We start from the raw sequence: 16,592 nt of genomic DNA on the forward strand, positions 1-16,592 counted from the left end.
CTGGGAGCTGCTGGAGCGTGCCGGAATCGACCCCGTATCGCTCAAGGGCAGCTCGACGGGGGTGTACGCCGGGACCGGTAGCCCCGGTTTCGGCACGCCGCACATCGACAGGAGCGCTGAGGGCTATCTGGTGACGGGCAACGCCCCCAGCGTGCTGTCGGGCCGGGTGGCGTACACGCTCGGACTCGAAGGGCCCGCGGTGACGGTGGACACGGCGTGTTCGTCGTCGCTAGTGGCCATGCATCTGGCCTGCCAGGCGCTGCGGCAGGGCGAATGCGGTCTCGCCCTGGCCGGTGGTGTGACGGTGATGGCGATCCCGAACGTGTTCACCGAGTTCTCCCGGCAGCGGGGGCTCGCGCCCGACGGCCGGTGCAAGGTGTTTCTCCTTTTGACGCCGACGGCACCGCCTTCGCCGAGGGCGTCGGCCTGGTGCTGCTGGAACGGCTGTCCGACGCCCGCCGCCACGGCCACCGGGTACTGGCGGTCATCAGGGGCTCGGCCATCAACCAGGACGGCGCCTCGAACGGCCTGACAGCGCCCAACGGGCCCTCCCAACAGCGGGTCATCACCCAGGCGTTGGCGAACGCACGGCTGTCACCCGCCGAGGTGGACGTGGTCGAGGCGCATGGCACCGGCACCCGGCTGGGCGACCCCATCGAGGCGCATGCGCTGCTGACCACCTACGGCCAGGACCGGCCCGACGGAAAGCCCCTGTGGCTGGGGTCGGTCAAGTCGAACATCGGCCACACCCAGGGCGCCGCGGGCGTGGCGGGCGTCATCAAGATGATCATGGCGATGCGGTACGAGACGCTGCCCGCCACCCTGAACGTCAACGAGCCCACCTCGCATGTGAACTGGGACGCGGGCGCCGTACGCGTGCTCACCGAACCCGTCACCTGGCCGCGCGGGGAGCGCCCGCGCCGGGCAGCGGTGTCCTCGTTCGGCATCTCCGGAACCAACGCCCACCTCCTCCTCGAATCAGCACCGGACGGCCCAACCCCGCCCCCGGCCACCGAGAGCACCCAGCCCGGCGGCCGCGCGCTGCCCTGGGTGCTGTCCGCCCGTACCGGCCAGGCGCTGTGCGACCAGGCCGCGGCGCTGGCTGTCCATGCCGACGCCCAGCCGCGGCTGCCCTTGGCCGACGTGGGCTGGTCGCTCGCCAGGACCCGCACCGTCTTCGAACACCGCGCCGTGATCCTCGGCGACGACCGTGACCAGCTGCTGACCGCCGTACGGGCGCTGGCCGACGGCCGGGACCACCCCGGGCTGACCCGTGCCGGAGCGGCCCGACCCGGCGCCACCGCGTTCATGTTCACCGGTCAGGGCAGCCAACAACCCGGTATGGGCGCGGAGTTGTACCGGAGTTTCGAGGTGTTCGCCACGGCCCTCGACGAGGCGTGCGCCCATCTGGACCCGCTGCTGGGGCGCTCGCTGCGCGACATCCTCTTCGCCGTCGAGGACACCGTCGAGGACACCGACGAGGCCCGCTCCCTCCACCGCACCGGAGTGACCCAGGCGGCCCTCTTCGCTCTGGAGACCGCCCTCTTCCGGCTGGTGGAGTCCTTCGGGCTCACCCCCGGATATCTGACCGGACACTCCGTCGGCGAAATCGTCGCCGCACATGTGGCGGGTGTGCTGTCGCTGCCGGACGCCTGCACCCTCGTCGCCGCCCGGGGGCGCCTGATGCAGGCACTCCCGGCCGGTGGCGCCATGGCCGCCGTCGAGGCCACCGAGGAACAGGTCCTCCCCCTGCTCAGCGAGCACGCGGACCGTCTCGCCCTGGCCGCTTTTTTTTTGTCCCACCGCCCTCGTGGTGTCCGGCGCCGAGGACGCCGTCGACGCGGTCGTACGCACCCTCAAGGAGCGCGGCCACCGCACCAAGCGGCTGCGCGTCAGCCATGCCTTTCCACTCACCGCTCCTCCAGCCCATGCTGGATGACTTCCGCGAGGTCGCCCGCACCCTCACCTACCATGCGCCGCACATCCCGGTGATCTCCAACGTCACGGGTGAGGTGGCCGACCCCGACCAGCTCCGTGACCCGGAGTACTGGGTACGCCACGTCCGCGAGCCCGTACGGTTCCACGACGGACTGCGGACCCTGCGCGCCGAGGGCGTGGTGCGCTACCTCGAACTCGGCCCGGACGCCGTCCTCACCACCATGGCCGAGGACGCCCTCGCCGCAACCGGGGCCACGGCGGAGACCGCGACAGCCGACGCGACGGCACCGGAGACGGCGCCGGTGTTCGCCACCGCCCTGCGCCACGGCCGCGACGAGCCCCGCACCCTGCTGTCCGCCCTGGCCAGGATGCACATCGACGGCGGCACCGCCGACTTCTCCGCCGCACTCCCGGACGGCGCGGGCCAGGTCGACCTGCCCACCTACCGCTTCCAGCGCGAGCGCTACTGGCGGCCGGTCCCGAACGGCACCGCCGATGTACGCGCCGCCGGGCTCGGCGCCACCGGCCACCCCCTCCTCCAGGCCGTCGTGGAGACACCTGACGGCGAACTGCTGCTCACCGGGCGGCTGTCGCTGAACACCCACCCCTGGCTGGCGGACCACACCATCGCAGGCAGCGTCCCGCTGCCCGGGACGGCCCTTCTGGAGCTGGCCCTGCTCGCCGGTGCGCGGGCTGGCTGCGATGTGGTCGACGACCTCACCCTGGAGACCCCGCTGCTCCTGCCCGCCTCCGGCGCGGTGCGCATCCAGCTGGCGGTCGCCGCGCCCGACGACGCGGGCCGACGGGCGCTCACCCTCTCCTCCCGACCCGCGGACCAGGACGACGAAGCCCCGGGAACCGTGGACACCTGGCGCCGCCACGCCGTCGGGCTCCTCGCGGCCTCGGTGGCGCCCGCCCCGGCGGCGCCCCCGGCGCCGTGGCCACCGGCCGACGCCGTACCGGTCGATGTGGCGGACCTGTACCGGCGTCTCACCGAGCAGGGGTACGCGTACGGGCCGTCCTTCCGCGGGCTGCACGCCGCGTGGCGGCATGGCGAGGACCTGCTGGCCGAGGTGCGCCTGGCCGCCGAGCAGCGGGGCGACGCCGAGGGCTTCGGCCTGCACCCCGCCCTTCTCGACAGCGCGCTGCACCCGGTGGAGGAGCTGTTCAACGCCGACCGCGCGAGCACCGACCACACACCGGACACGGTCCGACTGCCGTTCTCCTTCAGCGGGGTACGGCTCTTCGCCACCGGCGCCACCCGGCTACGGGTCCGCATCACCCCGACCGGCCCGGACACCGTCACGCTCACCCTGACCGACGACCACGGCGCCGTGGCCGCCACCATCGAGGCCCTCGGGCTGCGCGAGATCTCCGCCGACCGCTGGCGCTCCACGCACTCCAACGACTCCCTGTACCGGCTCGACTGGCAGCCGCATCCACTACTTGCCGACCAACCGGCCCCGGCCGAGAGCTGGGCCATCGTCGGCCCCGACCTCCTGGTCCTAGGCGACGACGGCCCCGAACCCGTCTCCGCCTACCCGGGCCTGGCCGCGCTCCAGGCCGCCATCGGCGCAGGGCTGCCGGTCCCGAGCCTCGTCATCATGCCGTACCCCGGCCACGACAGCGTGGCGTCCGACCTCGACGACATCCCCGTACGGGTGCGCGAGACCGCCCACCACATGCTGGACGCCCTGCGCACCTGGCTGGCCGACGAACGGTTCGGTACGGCCCGGCTGGTGATCGCCACCCGCGGCGCGATCGCCGCCGCCCCCGAGGATCCGCCCGCGGACCTGACCACCGCACCCCTGTGGGGCCTGGTCCGCGCCGCGCAGGCCGAACACCCCGAGCGCATCCTGCTGCTGGACCTGGACGACGACACGTCCTCCCGCCACGCCCTGCGCACCGTCCTCCCGGCCGCCGTGGCGGCCGGTGAAACCGAGCTGGCGGTACGGGCCGGGGCCGTACGCGTCCCCCGCCTGGTACGGGTCCGCCCCGACCACGAGGCGCCGCTTCCCGCCCTCGACCCGGACGGAACCGTCCTGATCACCGGCGGCACCGGAGCACTCGGCCGACTCGTCGCCCGGCATCTGGCCACCGCACACGGCGCCCGGCATGTGCTGCTGGTCTCCCCGGCGGGGCCCGGCCGCGCACGACACCGACGCGTTCACCGCCGAACTGGCCGCCCTGGGCACCGATGTGCGGACCGCCGCCTGTGACGTCGCCGATCCGCACGCGGTGGCCGCCCTGCTGGCCACGATCCCCGCCGCCCATCCGCTGACGGCCGTCGTCCACGCCGCCGGGGTGCTGAACGACGGGGTGGTCACCTCGCTGACCCCTGAGCGGTTCGACGCCGTGCTCGGCCCGAAACTCGACGCGGCGTGGCATCTGCACCGGCTGACCCGCGAGATGGCTCCGGCGGCGTTCGTGATGTTCTCCTCCGCCGCCTCCGTCATGGGCAACGGCGGCCAGGCCAACTACGCGGCCGCCAATATGTTCCTCAACGCCCTCGCCGAACACCGCCGTGCCGAGGGCCTGGTGACCCACACACTGGCCTGGGGGCTGCTGGCCTCGGCCGGTGGCATGACACACGACCTCGACGACGCCGACCTGGCCAGGATGGCGCGTTCCGGTGTCGCCCCCATCGCGGACGACCAAGTGGCGGTGCTGCTGGACGCCGCGCTGACCACCCCGTACCCCGTCCTCGTACCGGCCCGCTTCGATCCGACGGCGCTGCGTGCCCGGGCCGCCACCGGGCCACTGCCGCCCGTACTGCGGGCCCTGGTGCCCAGCCCCGCCCGGCGGCCCGCCCAGGACACCGGGGCAGTGCCCTGGGCGGAGCGGCTGGCCGGTCTGCCCGCCGCCGAACAGGACCGGGCCCTCGGCGAATTGGTCCGCGTCCAGGTGGCCACCGTGCTCGCCCATCCGGCGCCGGAGGCCATCGAGCTGGGCCGGGCCTTCCAGGAACTCGGCTTCGACTCGCTCACCGCCCTCGACCTGCGCAACCGGCTCAACGCGGCCACCGGGACCCGGATCCCGGCCACCGTCATCTTCGACTATCCGACCCCCGACGCCCTGGTGGGCTTCCTGCGCGAGAAGCTGATCGGGACCCACGACGCCACACCGCCCGCGCCCGTGGCCGCCACGGTGGCCATCGACGGCGATCCCATCGCCATCGTCGGCATGGCCTGCCGCTACCCGGGCGGTGTCGGTTCGCCCGAGGAGCTGTGGCGGCTGGTGTCCGAGGGCGTGGACGCCATCGGTGAGTTCCCGGGGGACCGTGGCTGGGATCTGGCGGGGCTCTTCGACCCGGACCCGGACCACCCTGGCACCAACTATGCCCGCGAGGGCGGGTTCCTGTACGACGCGGCGCGCTTCGATGCCGAGTTCTTCGGCATCAGCCCACGTGAGGCGCTGGCCACCGACCCGCAGCAGCGGCTGCTGCTGGAGACCGCCTGGCAGGCGTTCGAGAACGCGGGCATCGACCCGGTGACCCTGCGCGGCAGCCAGACCGCCGTGATCACCGGCGTCATGTACGACGACTACGGCAGCCGTTTCCTGGGCCGCACCCCGGAGGGCGTCGAGGGCCGCCTGATGACCGGCAGCACCCCGAGCATCGCCTCCGGACGGGTCGCGTTCACCTTCGGCCTGGAGGGGCCCGCGGTGACGGTGGACACGGCGTGTTCGTCGTCGCTGGTGGCCATGCATCTGGCCGCCCAGGCGCTGCGCCAGGGGGAATGCGCCCTGGCCCTGGCGGGCGGCGTGACCGTGATGGCCACGCCGCCACACCTTCGTGGAGTTCTCGCGGCAGCGCGGACTCGCCGCCGACGGCCGCTGCAAGCCGTTCGCGGCGGCGGCCGACGGCACGGGCTGGGGCGAGGGCATCGGACTGCTCGTCCTGGAACGCCTGTCGGACGCCCGGCGCAACGGACACCACGTGCTTGCCCTGTTCCGGGGCTCGGCCGTCAACCAGGACGGTGCCTCCAACGGCCTGACCGCCCCCAACGGACCCTCGCAGCAGCGGGTGATCCGGCAGGCGCTCGCCACCGCCCGCCTCACCCCGGCCGACGTCGACGCGGTGGAGGCCCACGGCACCGGCACCACGCTCGGCGACCCGATCGAGGCGCAGGCGCTGCTCGCCACCTACGGCCAGGAGCGGGCCGACGGGCGACCGCTGTGGCTCGGCTCCATCAAGTCGAACATCGGCCACACCCAGGCCGCCGCCGGGGCCGCGGGCGTCATCAAGATGGTGATGGCGATGCGGCACGGACTGCTCCCCGCCTCCCTGCACCTCGACGCACCGAGCCCGCACGTGGAGTGGGAGGACGGTGTACGGCTGCTGACGGAGGCGGTGGAATGGCCGCACGAGGAGCGGCCCCGCCGGGCCGCCGTCTCCTCTTTCGGCATCAGCGGCACCAACGCCCATGTGATCCTCGAACAGGCGCCGGAACTGCCCGACGCGCCGGAACCACCCGAGGCGCCGGAGCCCGCCGCCCACCGGGGCGTGGTGCCCTGGGTGCTGTCCGCACGGGGCGCGACGGCGCTGCGCGAGCAGGCCCGGGCGCTGGCCGCCCACCTCGCCACCGCTCCCGGGGCCAGGCCCGCCGAGGTGGGCTGGTCGCTGATCAGGACCCGTACGCTCTTCGATCATCGGGCCGTGGTCGTCGGCGAGAGCCGGGCGGAGCTGCTGGCCGCGGTGGAGGCGCTCGCGGCCGACGAAACACACCCGGGCGTTGTGCAGTCCGGCACCGCCTCGGACCCGCGCGCGGCCGGTCCGGTGCTGGTGTTCCCGGGACAGGGATCGCAGTGGCAGGGGATGGGGGCCGAACTGCTCGACGCCTCCCCGGTGTTCGCGGAGCGGGTGGCCGCCTGCGAACGGGCCCTGGCCCCCTATGTCGACTGGTCGCTCACCGATGTGCTGCGCGGCACCGAAGGTGTCGCCGAGCTGAGCCGCGTCGATGTGGTGCAGCCGGTGCTGTGGGCGGTCATGGTGTCCCTGGCCGCCGTATGGGCCGGTCATGGTGTGAAACCCGCCGCCGTCGTGGGACACAGCCAGGGCGAGATCGCCGCCGCCTGCGTGGCCGGGGCACTCTCGCTGGACGACGGCGCCCGCGTCGTGGCCCTGCGCAGCCGGGCCTTGCGGCGCCTGGCGGGCGGCGGGGCGATGGCCTCCCTCGGCGTGGGCCGGGAACGGGCCGACCAGCTGCTCGCCGACCTGGGCGAGCGCGCGGCCGAGGTGGTGGTGGCAGTCGTCTACGGACCCGTGTCCAGTTGACGGCATCGGGCGATGGCTTGCCTCAACGTTGTCCGAGAACGGCCGACCAGCTGCTCCCGACCTGGGATGAGCACGCGACCGATGTGGTGGTTGCAAGTCGTACAACGGACCCGTGTCGACGGTGGTATCTCGTGCCGCCCGAGCAGGTGGACGCGCCCCGTGCCCGACCTGCCGTGACAGTGGTGGGCGGGCCCCGATGATCGAGGTAGACTACGCCTCCCACAGCCCCCAGGTCGACGAGATCCCCGACGAAACTCAACCCGGCTGCTGGACGGCGTTCGCCCCGTCCAGCAGCCCGACACGGGGGTGGTCTTCTACTCCACCGTGACCGCGGGCCCGGCCGACCCCGCCGGACTCGACACCGCGTACTGGGTGCGCAACCTGCGCGAACAGGTGCGGTTCGCCGACGCCGTACGGGCCGCCCTGGCCGATGGCCACCGCGTGTTCATCGAGGCCAGCACCCATCCCGTCCTGACCGTCGGCATGCAGGAAACCTTCGAGGAGGCGGGCAGCGAGGCCATCGCGGTGCCCACCCTGCGGCGCGACCACGGCGATCTGGCCCAGCTGGTGCGCTCGGTGGCGCAGGCGTTCACCGCCGGGGTCGAGACGGACTGGACCACCCTGTTCCCGGCCGACCCCACGCCCCGTATCGTCCCGTTGCCGACGTACGCCTTCCAGCGCGACCGCTACTGGCTGGACGGAGCGGACGCACGCGGCGGCGACCCCGCCGACCTCGGACTGACCTCGGCGGACCACCCGCTGCTGGGCGCCGCCGTCGAACTCGCCGACGGCGGCACCCATCTGCTCACCGGCCGTATCGGAACCGGTGGCGGCCACGGCTGGCTGGCCGAGCACGTGGTGGCCGGGGCGCCCCTGGTGCCGGGCGCCGCGCTGGTCGAATGGGCGCTGCGGGCCGCCGACGAGGCCGGGTGTGCCGTCGTGGACGAACTGACGCTGCAAACCCCGCTGATCCTTCCCGAATCCGGCGGACTGCGCGTCCAGGTGGCGGTGGGCGCGGCCGACGAGGACGGCCGCCGTGAGGTGCGCGTCTACTCCCGCCCCGACACCGACACCGACACCGATGGAACGTGGCTGTGCCACGCCGATGGCGTCCTCGCACCGCCGCCCCACGACCGCCCGGCCCCCGAACCCTCCGGCGCATGGCCGCCACCGGGCGCGGAGCCGGTGGAGGCGGACGACTTCTACGCGCGGGCCGCCGCCGACGGATACGCCTACGGGCCCGCCTTCCAGGGCGTACGCAAACTCTGGCGGGACGGCTCCGACGTACTGGCAGAGGTGGCGCTGCCCGAAACCGCCGGTGAGTGCGGCGGCTTCGGTATCCACCCCGCGCTGCTGGACGCCGTACTCCACCCGGCCGCCCTGCTCACCGGGCAGCCGCCCGGACCGGACGACGAGGGCCGGATGTGGCTGCCGTTCACCTGGAACGGGGTGTCCCTGTGGGCCGCCGGGGCGACCACGGTACGCGTCCGGCTGTCGCCGGAGGAGCAGAACGGGGACGGCGAGCGGGCGCTGCGGGTGACCGTCGCCGACGCCGTGGGCGACCCCGTCCTCACGGTCGACTCGCTGGTGCTGCGCCCCGCCCGTACGGACCAGCTGTGCACCCCGGGCCGCCGCGGCGCGGACGGGCTGTTCACGCTGGACTGGATCCCGCTGCCGGGGGCCCCTGAGCCGATGGCCGACGGCGGCGACTGGGTGGTGCTGGGCCCGGCGGCATGGGACACCGCGGGCGCTGTGTGCCACCCGGATCTGGCGTCGCTGCTCGCGGACGTCGACGGTGGCGGACCCGTTCCCTCGGTGGTGCTGACCGGTGTCCCGGCCGTACCGGCTGCCACCTCGGCCGAGGGCATGGCCGCCGTCCAGCACACGCTGGGCCTGCTCCAGGCGTGGCTGGCCGAACCCCGCCTGACCGACGCCCGGTTGGTGGTGGTGACGCGGGGCGCCGTCGCGGCGGGCGCACCCGACGCGGACGGCCCCGGAACCGATGCCGTGGACGCGGCCGGTGCGGCGGTGTGGGGGCTGCTGCGCAGCGCGCAGGCGGAGAACCCCGACCGGTTCATCCTGCTCGACCTCGACCCTCGTGGTCCGGCGGACGCATCGGGCGCCGGGGCGCTGAACGGTGTCCTGGACGGTGTGCAGTGCGCGGCGGCGCTGGCCGAACCACAGGTGGCGGTGCGCGCGGGCCGGGTGTGGGCGCCGCGGCTGATGCGCGCCGGTACCGCCGGAAGTGGCGGTCTGGTGGCGCCGGTGGCGGAACCGGCCTGGCGGCTCGCGGTGGAAGGCGCCGCGACCATCGAGAACGTGACCCCGGTGCCCTGCCCGGAGGTGCTGGAGCCACTGGGCCCCGGTGAGGTCCGTATCGCGGTCCACGCGGCGGGCGTCAACTTCCGCGACGCCCTGATCGCCGTCGGGATGTACCCCGGCGGCGGGGTGTTCCGGGGCAGCGAAGGCGCGGGCGTGGTCGTGGACATCGGTGCCGGGGTGACCGGATTCGCCGTGGGCGACCGTGTGATGGGCCTGTTCGAGGGCGCTTTCGGCCCGCTGGTGGTGGCGGACGCCCGGATGGTGGTGCCGATCCCGGACGGCTGGACCTACCAGGAGGCAGCCGCCGTACCGGTGGTGTTCCTCACCGCCTGGTACGGGCTGGTGGACCTGGCCGGACTGCGGCCCGGGGAGTCGGTGCTCATCCACGCCGCGACCGGCGGCGTGGGAATGGCGGCGGTGCAGATCGCCCGCCACCTGGGCGCCGAGGTGTATGCCACGGCGAGCCCCGGCAAGCATGCGGTGCTGGAGGAGATGGGCATCGACCCGGCACACCGGGCCTCGTCACGCACCCTCGATTTCGAGACCGAGCTACGGGACGCCACCGGCGGCCGCGGCGTGGACGTGGTGCTGAACAGCCTCGCGGGCCCCTTCGTCGACGCCTCGCTGCGGCTGCTGGCCGACGGCGGGCGGCTCTCGGAGATGGGCAAGACCGATATCCGCGACCCGGAGCACATCGCCGCCACCCACCCCGGTGTGCGCTACCGGGCCTTCGACCTGGTGCCCGACGCCGGACCGGACCGCATCGGCGAGATGCTGCGCACGCTCCGCGAGCTGTTCACCGCCGGGGTGCTGCGGCCCGCACCCGTACGGACATGGCCGCTGAGCCGGGCGCGGGAAGCGCTGCGGCAGCTCAGCCAGGCCCGCCACACCGGCAAGCTGGTCCTCGACGTACCCGCCGCCGTGAACCCGGACGGCACGGTGCTCATCACGGGCGGCACCGGCACGCTGGGCGGGATCGTCGCCGAACACCTCGTACGCACCTGGCAGATCCGCCACCTGGTGCTGGCCGGCAGGCGGGGCCCGGACGCACCGGGCGCCGCGGAACTGACCGCCCGCCTCGGCGACCTGGGCGCACAGGTGCGCGTGGTCGCCGTGGACGTCACGGACGCGGCCGCGGTGGCGGAGCTGGTAGCGGGGGTCGATGCGGAGCATCCGCTGACCGGTGTCATCCACGCCACGGGTGTATTGGACGACGCGGTGGTCACCTCGCAGACCCCGGAGCGGGTGGCGCGGGTGTGGGAGGCCAAGGCCACGGCGGCGGCCCATCTGCACGCGGCGACAGCGGACTTGCGGCTCGGCATGTTCGTGATGTTCTCTTCCGCGGCCGGAGTGCTGGGCAGCCCAGGGCAGGCCAACTACGCCGCCGCGAACGCCTTTACGACGACCTGACGCCCGCCGTCGAGCGAGGGCTGCCAGAGTGTGTCGTGACTGGGAGACTGTAGACCGATGCCAGCGAGGATGACCGTCCACTGGCCGAAGACCGACCTCGCCCGGATGGCCCGTACGGACGTGGGACGCCCTCGGCACCCAGACACGGCCTGACCCTGCTCGACGCCGCCGTCCAGCACGGCAGCCACCTGCTGGTGACGGCCGACGTGAACCCCCGCACCCTGGCCGCTCTGTCTGCCGGGCGCCTACCCGCCACCCTGCGGGCACTCGCCAGCACCGGTGGCGGTGCCGGACGGCGTACGGCGGCGGCCGCCGGCGCGGAACAGCCCGTCGACTGGGCCGCCAGGCTGGCCGGGCTGTCGGCGGCCGAACGCCACCGGCTGGTGCTGGGCCTGGTCCGTGGCCACGCGGCCACCGTGCTGGGCCACACCGATGTGGACGCGGTGGGGGCCGAGGCCAGCTTCAAGGAGCTGGGCTTCGACTCGCTGACCGCCGTGGAACTGCGCAACCGGCTCGCCGCCGCCACCGGGCTGCGGCTGCCCGCCGCGATGGTCTTCGACTACCCCGAGGCCGCGGTGCTCGCCGAATACCTGCTGGAACGGCTCGCACCTGACGACGCCACCACCGCGGGCCGGGACGGCGTGGACCCTGTTCTGGGCGAGCTGGCCAGGCTGGACCACACCCTGGACGCCCTCGTCACGGACGAAGAGGGACGGCACAGGATCGCCAAGCGGCTGAGCGGACTGCTGGCGAAGGTGAACGGCGGACCGACCGACGCGTCCGACACGACCGACTTCACCACCCTCGAATCCGCTTCGGACGACGAGATGTTCGCGCTCATTGACCGTGAACTGCCCTGATGGAGGAGCGAGAACAGATGCCGGGTAAGGGTTCAGGTACGGGTACGGGTACGGGTACGGAAGAGAAGCTCCGCCAGTATCTCAAGCGGGTGACGGCCGATCTGGGGCAGACCCGTCAGCGCCTGCGCGAGGTGGAGGAGCGGGCGGCAGAGCCGGTGGCCATCGTCAGCATGGCCTGCCGCTTCCCGGGCGGGATCGCCTCCCCCGAAGACCTGTGGCACCTCGTCGCCTCCGGCCGGGACGCCATCGGGGACTTCCCGAAGGACCGCGGCTGGGACCTGGACGGCCTGTACCACCCGGACCCGGACCACCCCGGCACCAGCTACGTCCGCCGGGGCGGTTTCCTGCGGGGCGCGGACGGATTCGACGCCACCTTCTTCGGCATCAGCCCGCGCGAGGCACTGGCCGCCGAACCACAGCAACGCCAGCTCCTTGAGGTCTCCTGGGAACTGCTCGAACGCGCCGGGATCGACCCCACGTCGCTGAAGGGCACGCCGACCGGCGTCTACGCGGGCGCCGGAATCCTCGGCTTCGGCACACCCCATATCGAAAGGAGCGCCGAAGGGTATCTGCTCACCGGCAACACGCTCAGCGTCGTCTCGGGCCGGGTCGCGTTCACCCTCGGCCTCGAAGGACCCGCGGTGACCGTGGACACGGCGTGCTCCTCGTCCCTGGTCGCCATGCACCTCGCCTGCCAGGCGCTCCGGCAGGGCGAATGCACCCTGGCCATGGCCGGTGGCGTCACCGTGATGACCACCCCGCACACCTTCGTGGAATTCTCCCGTCAGCGCGGACTGTCCCCCGACGGCCGCTGCAAGCCCTTCGCCGCGGCCGCCGACGGTACGGGATTCTCCGAAGGCGTCGGCCTGCTGCTCCTGGAACGGCTCTCGGACGCACGGCGCAACGGACACCAGGTACTCGCGGTGCTCCGCGGCTCGGCGATCAACCAGGACGGCGCGTCGAACGGCCTGACCGCGCCGAACGGCCCCTCGCAGCAGCGAGTGATCCGCCAGGCCCTCATCAACGCCCAGCTGTCCTCCGCCGAGGTCGACGCCGTCGAGGCCCATGGCACCGGCACCACCCTCGGCGACCCCATCGAAGCCGACGCGCTGCTCGCCGCGTACGGCCAGGACCGGCCCGCCGACCAGCCGCTGTGGCTGGGCTCGCTGAAGTCCAACATCGGCCATGCGCAGGGTGCCGCGGGCGTGGCCGGTGTGATCAAGATGGTGATGGCGCTGCGCCACGAGACGCTGCCCGCCACCCTGTACGTCGATGAGCCGACCCCGCACGCGGACTGGAACGGCGGCGCGGTACGGCTGCTGACCGAGCCGGTGGCGTGGCCCCGCGGCGAACGTCCACGGCGGGCCGGTGTGTCGGCGTTCGGCATTTCCGGCACCAACGCCCATGTGATCGTGGAGCAGGCCCCGGATGTGCCCGAGCACGTTGAGCCGCGGCCGGTTGAGGGCGTGGTGCCGTGGGTGGTGTCGGCGCGGAGTACGGAGGCGTTACGGGGGCAGGCGGGCGCGTTGGCGGCGCGTGTGGCCGATGGGGAGGTGGGGGTTGCCGAGGTCGGCTGGTCGTTGGTGACGACGCGGTCGGTGTTCGAGCATCGTGCGGTGGTGGTGGGTGAGGACCGTGCGGAGTTGTTGTCCGGGGTGGAGGCTTTGGCGGCTGGGGAGTCGCATCCGGGTGTGGTGCATGGGGGCGCTGCGGTGTCGGCGGGTGATGTGGGTCCGGTGTTGGTGTTTCCGGGGCAGGGGTCGCAGTGGGTGGGGATGGGTGCGGGGTTGCTGGATGCGTCGCCGGTGTTTGCGGCGCGGGTGGCGGAGTGCGAGCGGGCGTTGGCGCCGTACGTGGACTGGTCGCTCCGCGATGTTCTGCGTGGTGAGGGGGACGCGGGCGATCTGGGCCGGGTCGATGTGGTGCAGCCGGTGTTGTGGGCGGTGATGGTGTCGCTTGCGGCGGTGTGGGCGGGGCATGGGGTGCGGCCTGCGGCGGTGGCGGGCCATAGCCAGGGTGAGATTGCGGCGGCGGTCGTGTCCGGGGCGCTATCGCTGGAGGATGGCGCGAAGGTGGTGGCTCTGCGCAGTCGGGCGCTGCGCCAGCTGGCCGGCGGTGGGGCGATGGCGTCGCTGGGCGTGGGCCAGGAGCAGGCCGGACAGCTGCTGGCCCGGCTCGGTGACCAGGCCGCGGCGGTGGGCGTGGCGGCGGTCAACGGGCCGTCGTCTACGGTGGTGTCGGGGCCGCCGGAGCAGGTGGCCGTGGTCGTGGCCGCATGCCAGGAGAACGGTGATCGCGGGCGGCTCATCGATGTGGACTACGCCTCGCACGGTCCCCAGGTAGATGAGATCCGCGACGAGCTGATGCGCGTACTGGACGGAGTAACCCCCGCCGCCGCGCCCTCGGACGACGTGGCCTTCTACTCGACGGTGAGCGGCGGCCGAGCCGATACGGCCGGTCTGGACGCCGCGTACTGGGTGACGAACCTACGGGAACCGGTGCGCTTCGCCGAGGCGGTGGAGGCGCTGTTGGCCGATGGGCACCGGGTGTTCATCGAGGCCAGCACCCACCCCGTGCTCACCGTCGGTATGGAGGAGACCTTCGAGCGGGCGGGCGCGGACGCGGTGACCGTGCCGACGCTGCGCCGCGACCACGGTGGCCGGGAGCAGCTCGTGCGCTCCCTCGCCCAGGCGTTCGTCGCGGGCGTCCACGTGGACTGGACGGCCTTGTTCCCGTCCGATCCGACACCGTGCAGCGTGGACCTGCCCACCTACGCGTTCCAGCACCAACGCTTCTGGATGGCCGGATCGGGCGGGACCGGCGACCCCAGTGGCCTCGGTCTGGTGTCCGCCGGACATCCGCTGCTGGGTGCCGCGGTCGAACTTGCCGATGGCAGTACGCACCTGCTCACCGGCAGGATCACGGCAGGCGGTGGCGAGAGCTGGCTCGGCGACCATGTGGTGGCGGGGGCCGTGCTGCTGCCGGGTGCGGCGCTGGTGGAGTGGGTGTTGCGGGCGGCCGACGAGGTCGGCTGCGGTGGAGTGGAGGAGCTGGCGCTTCAGGTGCCCCTGGCACTGCCCGAGTCGGCAACCTGCCGCCTGCAGGTCGTGGTGGGCGCGGCGGCCGAGGACGGGCGGCGCGAGGTTCAGGTGTACTCCCGTCCCGGGGACGCCGACTCCGTAGCCGGGTGGGTGTGCCATGCGGAGGGCGTACTGAGCCCGCCACGTGCGGACACCGCACCGACGGCCGAGGGCTTGCAGGGTGCATGGCCCCCGGCAGGAGCGCAGCCGGTGGAGCTGGACGGGTTCTACGAGCAGGCCGCGGCGGCAGGATATGCGTACGGGCCGTCCTTCCAGGGTCTGCGCGCGATGTGGCGGGACAAAGCGGATGTCGTCGCCGAGGTGGCGCTGCCCGAGGCAGCGGGGGACGAGGAAGGCTTCGGCATCCACCCGGCGCTGCTCGACGCCGCGCTGCACCCGGCGCTGCTGATGGCCTCGTCCGAGCGGGAGCAGGGCGATGAGCAGGTGTGGCTGCCGTTCGCCTGGAACGGCGTGTCCCTCTGGGCCACCGGCGCCACCACCGTACGGGTGCGGATCTCCCCGCGGCAGCACGGCGTGGATGGCGAGCGGGGACTGCGGATGGTGGTGGCCGACGCCGCCGGGGAACCGGTCCTGACGGTGGACTCCCTGGTCACGCGCCCGGCACGGACCGATCAGCTGCGGGCTGCGGGCGCGCGTGGTGTGGATGGACTGTTCGCGCTGGAGTGGACGCCGTTGCCTGCCGTGCCGGTCACGACGGATGACGACGAGTGGGTGGTTCTGGACCTCCGTAACGCGGATGAGGATCTGGGATCGTTGGTCGCGGCGCTCGACGCCGATGGGCCGGTACCGTCCGTTGCCCTCGTTTGCCTTCCGCACTCCAGTGGGGGTGCCGGTGCCGTGTTGGCGGCCGAGGGGCTGGCCCTGACGGAGCGGACGTTGGGGCTGTTGCAGGGCTGGTTGGCCGAACCGCGGCTGACCGATGCCCGGTTGGTCGTGGTGACGCGGGGTGCGGTCGCGCACGCCGACGACGATGTCCCGGATGTGGCCGGTGCCGCCGTGTGGGGGCTGGTGCGCAGTGCGCAGGCGGAGGACCCGGGACGTTTCCTACTGCTCGACCTCGGGCCCGGAGACGATGTCTTCGCGGACCATGTGCGGGACGCGGTCGCGTATGCGGTGGAACGGGACGAACCTCAGCTGGCCCTACGGGACGGCGAGTTGCTGGTGCCCCGGCTGAAGCGGGCAGACAGCGACCAGCCGTCGGACGTTCCGGGCGTGCTCGACCCGGACGGTACGGTGCTCATCACGGGCGGCACCGGAACCCTGGGCGGACTGGTCGCCGAACACCTCGTACGCACCTGGCAGGTCGGCCACCTTCTGCTGGCGAGCCGCCACGGGCCGAACGCCCCCGGCGCACGGGACCTGGCCGACCGGCTGGAAGACCTTGGCGCGCGGGTGCGGATCGCCGCCGTGGACGTCACGGATGCGGCCGCGGTGGCGGACCTGGTGGCGGGCATCGACGCGGAGCATCCGCTGACCGGTGTCATCCATGCCGCGGGTGTGCTGGACGACGCGGTGGTCACCTCGCAGACCCCGGAGCGTCTGGCGCGGGTATGGGAGGCCAAGGCCGCGGCGGCGGCGCATCTGCACGCGGCGACGGCGGATCTGCCGCTGGGCATGTTCGTGACGTTCTCCTCCGCGGCCGGGGTGCTGGGCAGCCCGGGGCAGGCCAACTACGCGGCGGCGAAC

The 16,592-nt window shown here is 73.3% G+C and carries 1 protein-coding gene and 1 pseudogene; both read left to right on the forward strand.

Annotation, left to right across the window (positions count from 1 at the left end):
* Positions 1 to 11,805 (forward strand): annotated as a pseudogene (locus tag SSOG_RS58750) (SDR family NAD(P)-dependent oxidoreductase); the annotation flags it as partial.
* Between the two features lie 17 nt (positions 11,806 to 11,822).
* Positions 11,823 to 16,592 (forward strand): type I polyketide synthase (locus SSOG_RS42560; protein WP_009720521.1); only part of this gene is annotated, 4,770 nt, incomplete at its 3' end.

The organism is Streptomyces himastatinicus ATCC 53653, from assembly GCF_000158915.1.
Taxonomy (GTDB): domain Bacteria; phylum Actinomycetota; class Actinomycetes; order Streptomycetales; family Streptomycetaceae; genus Streptomyces; species Streptomyces himastatinicus.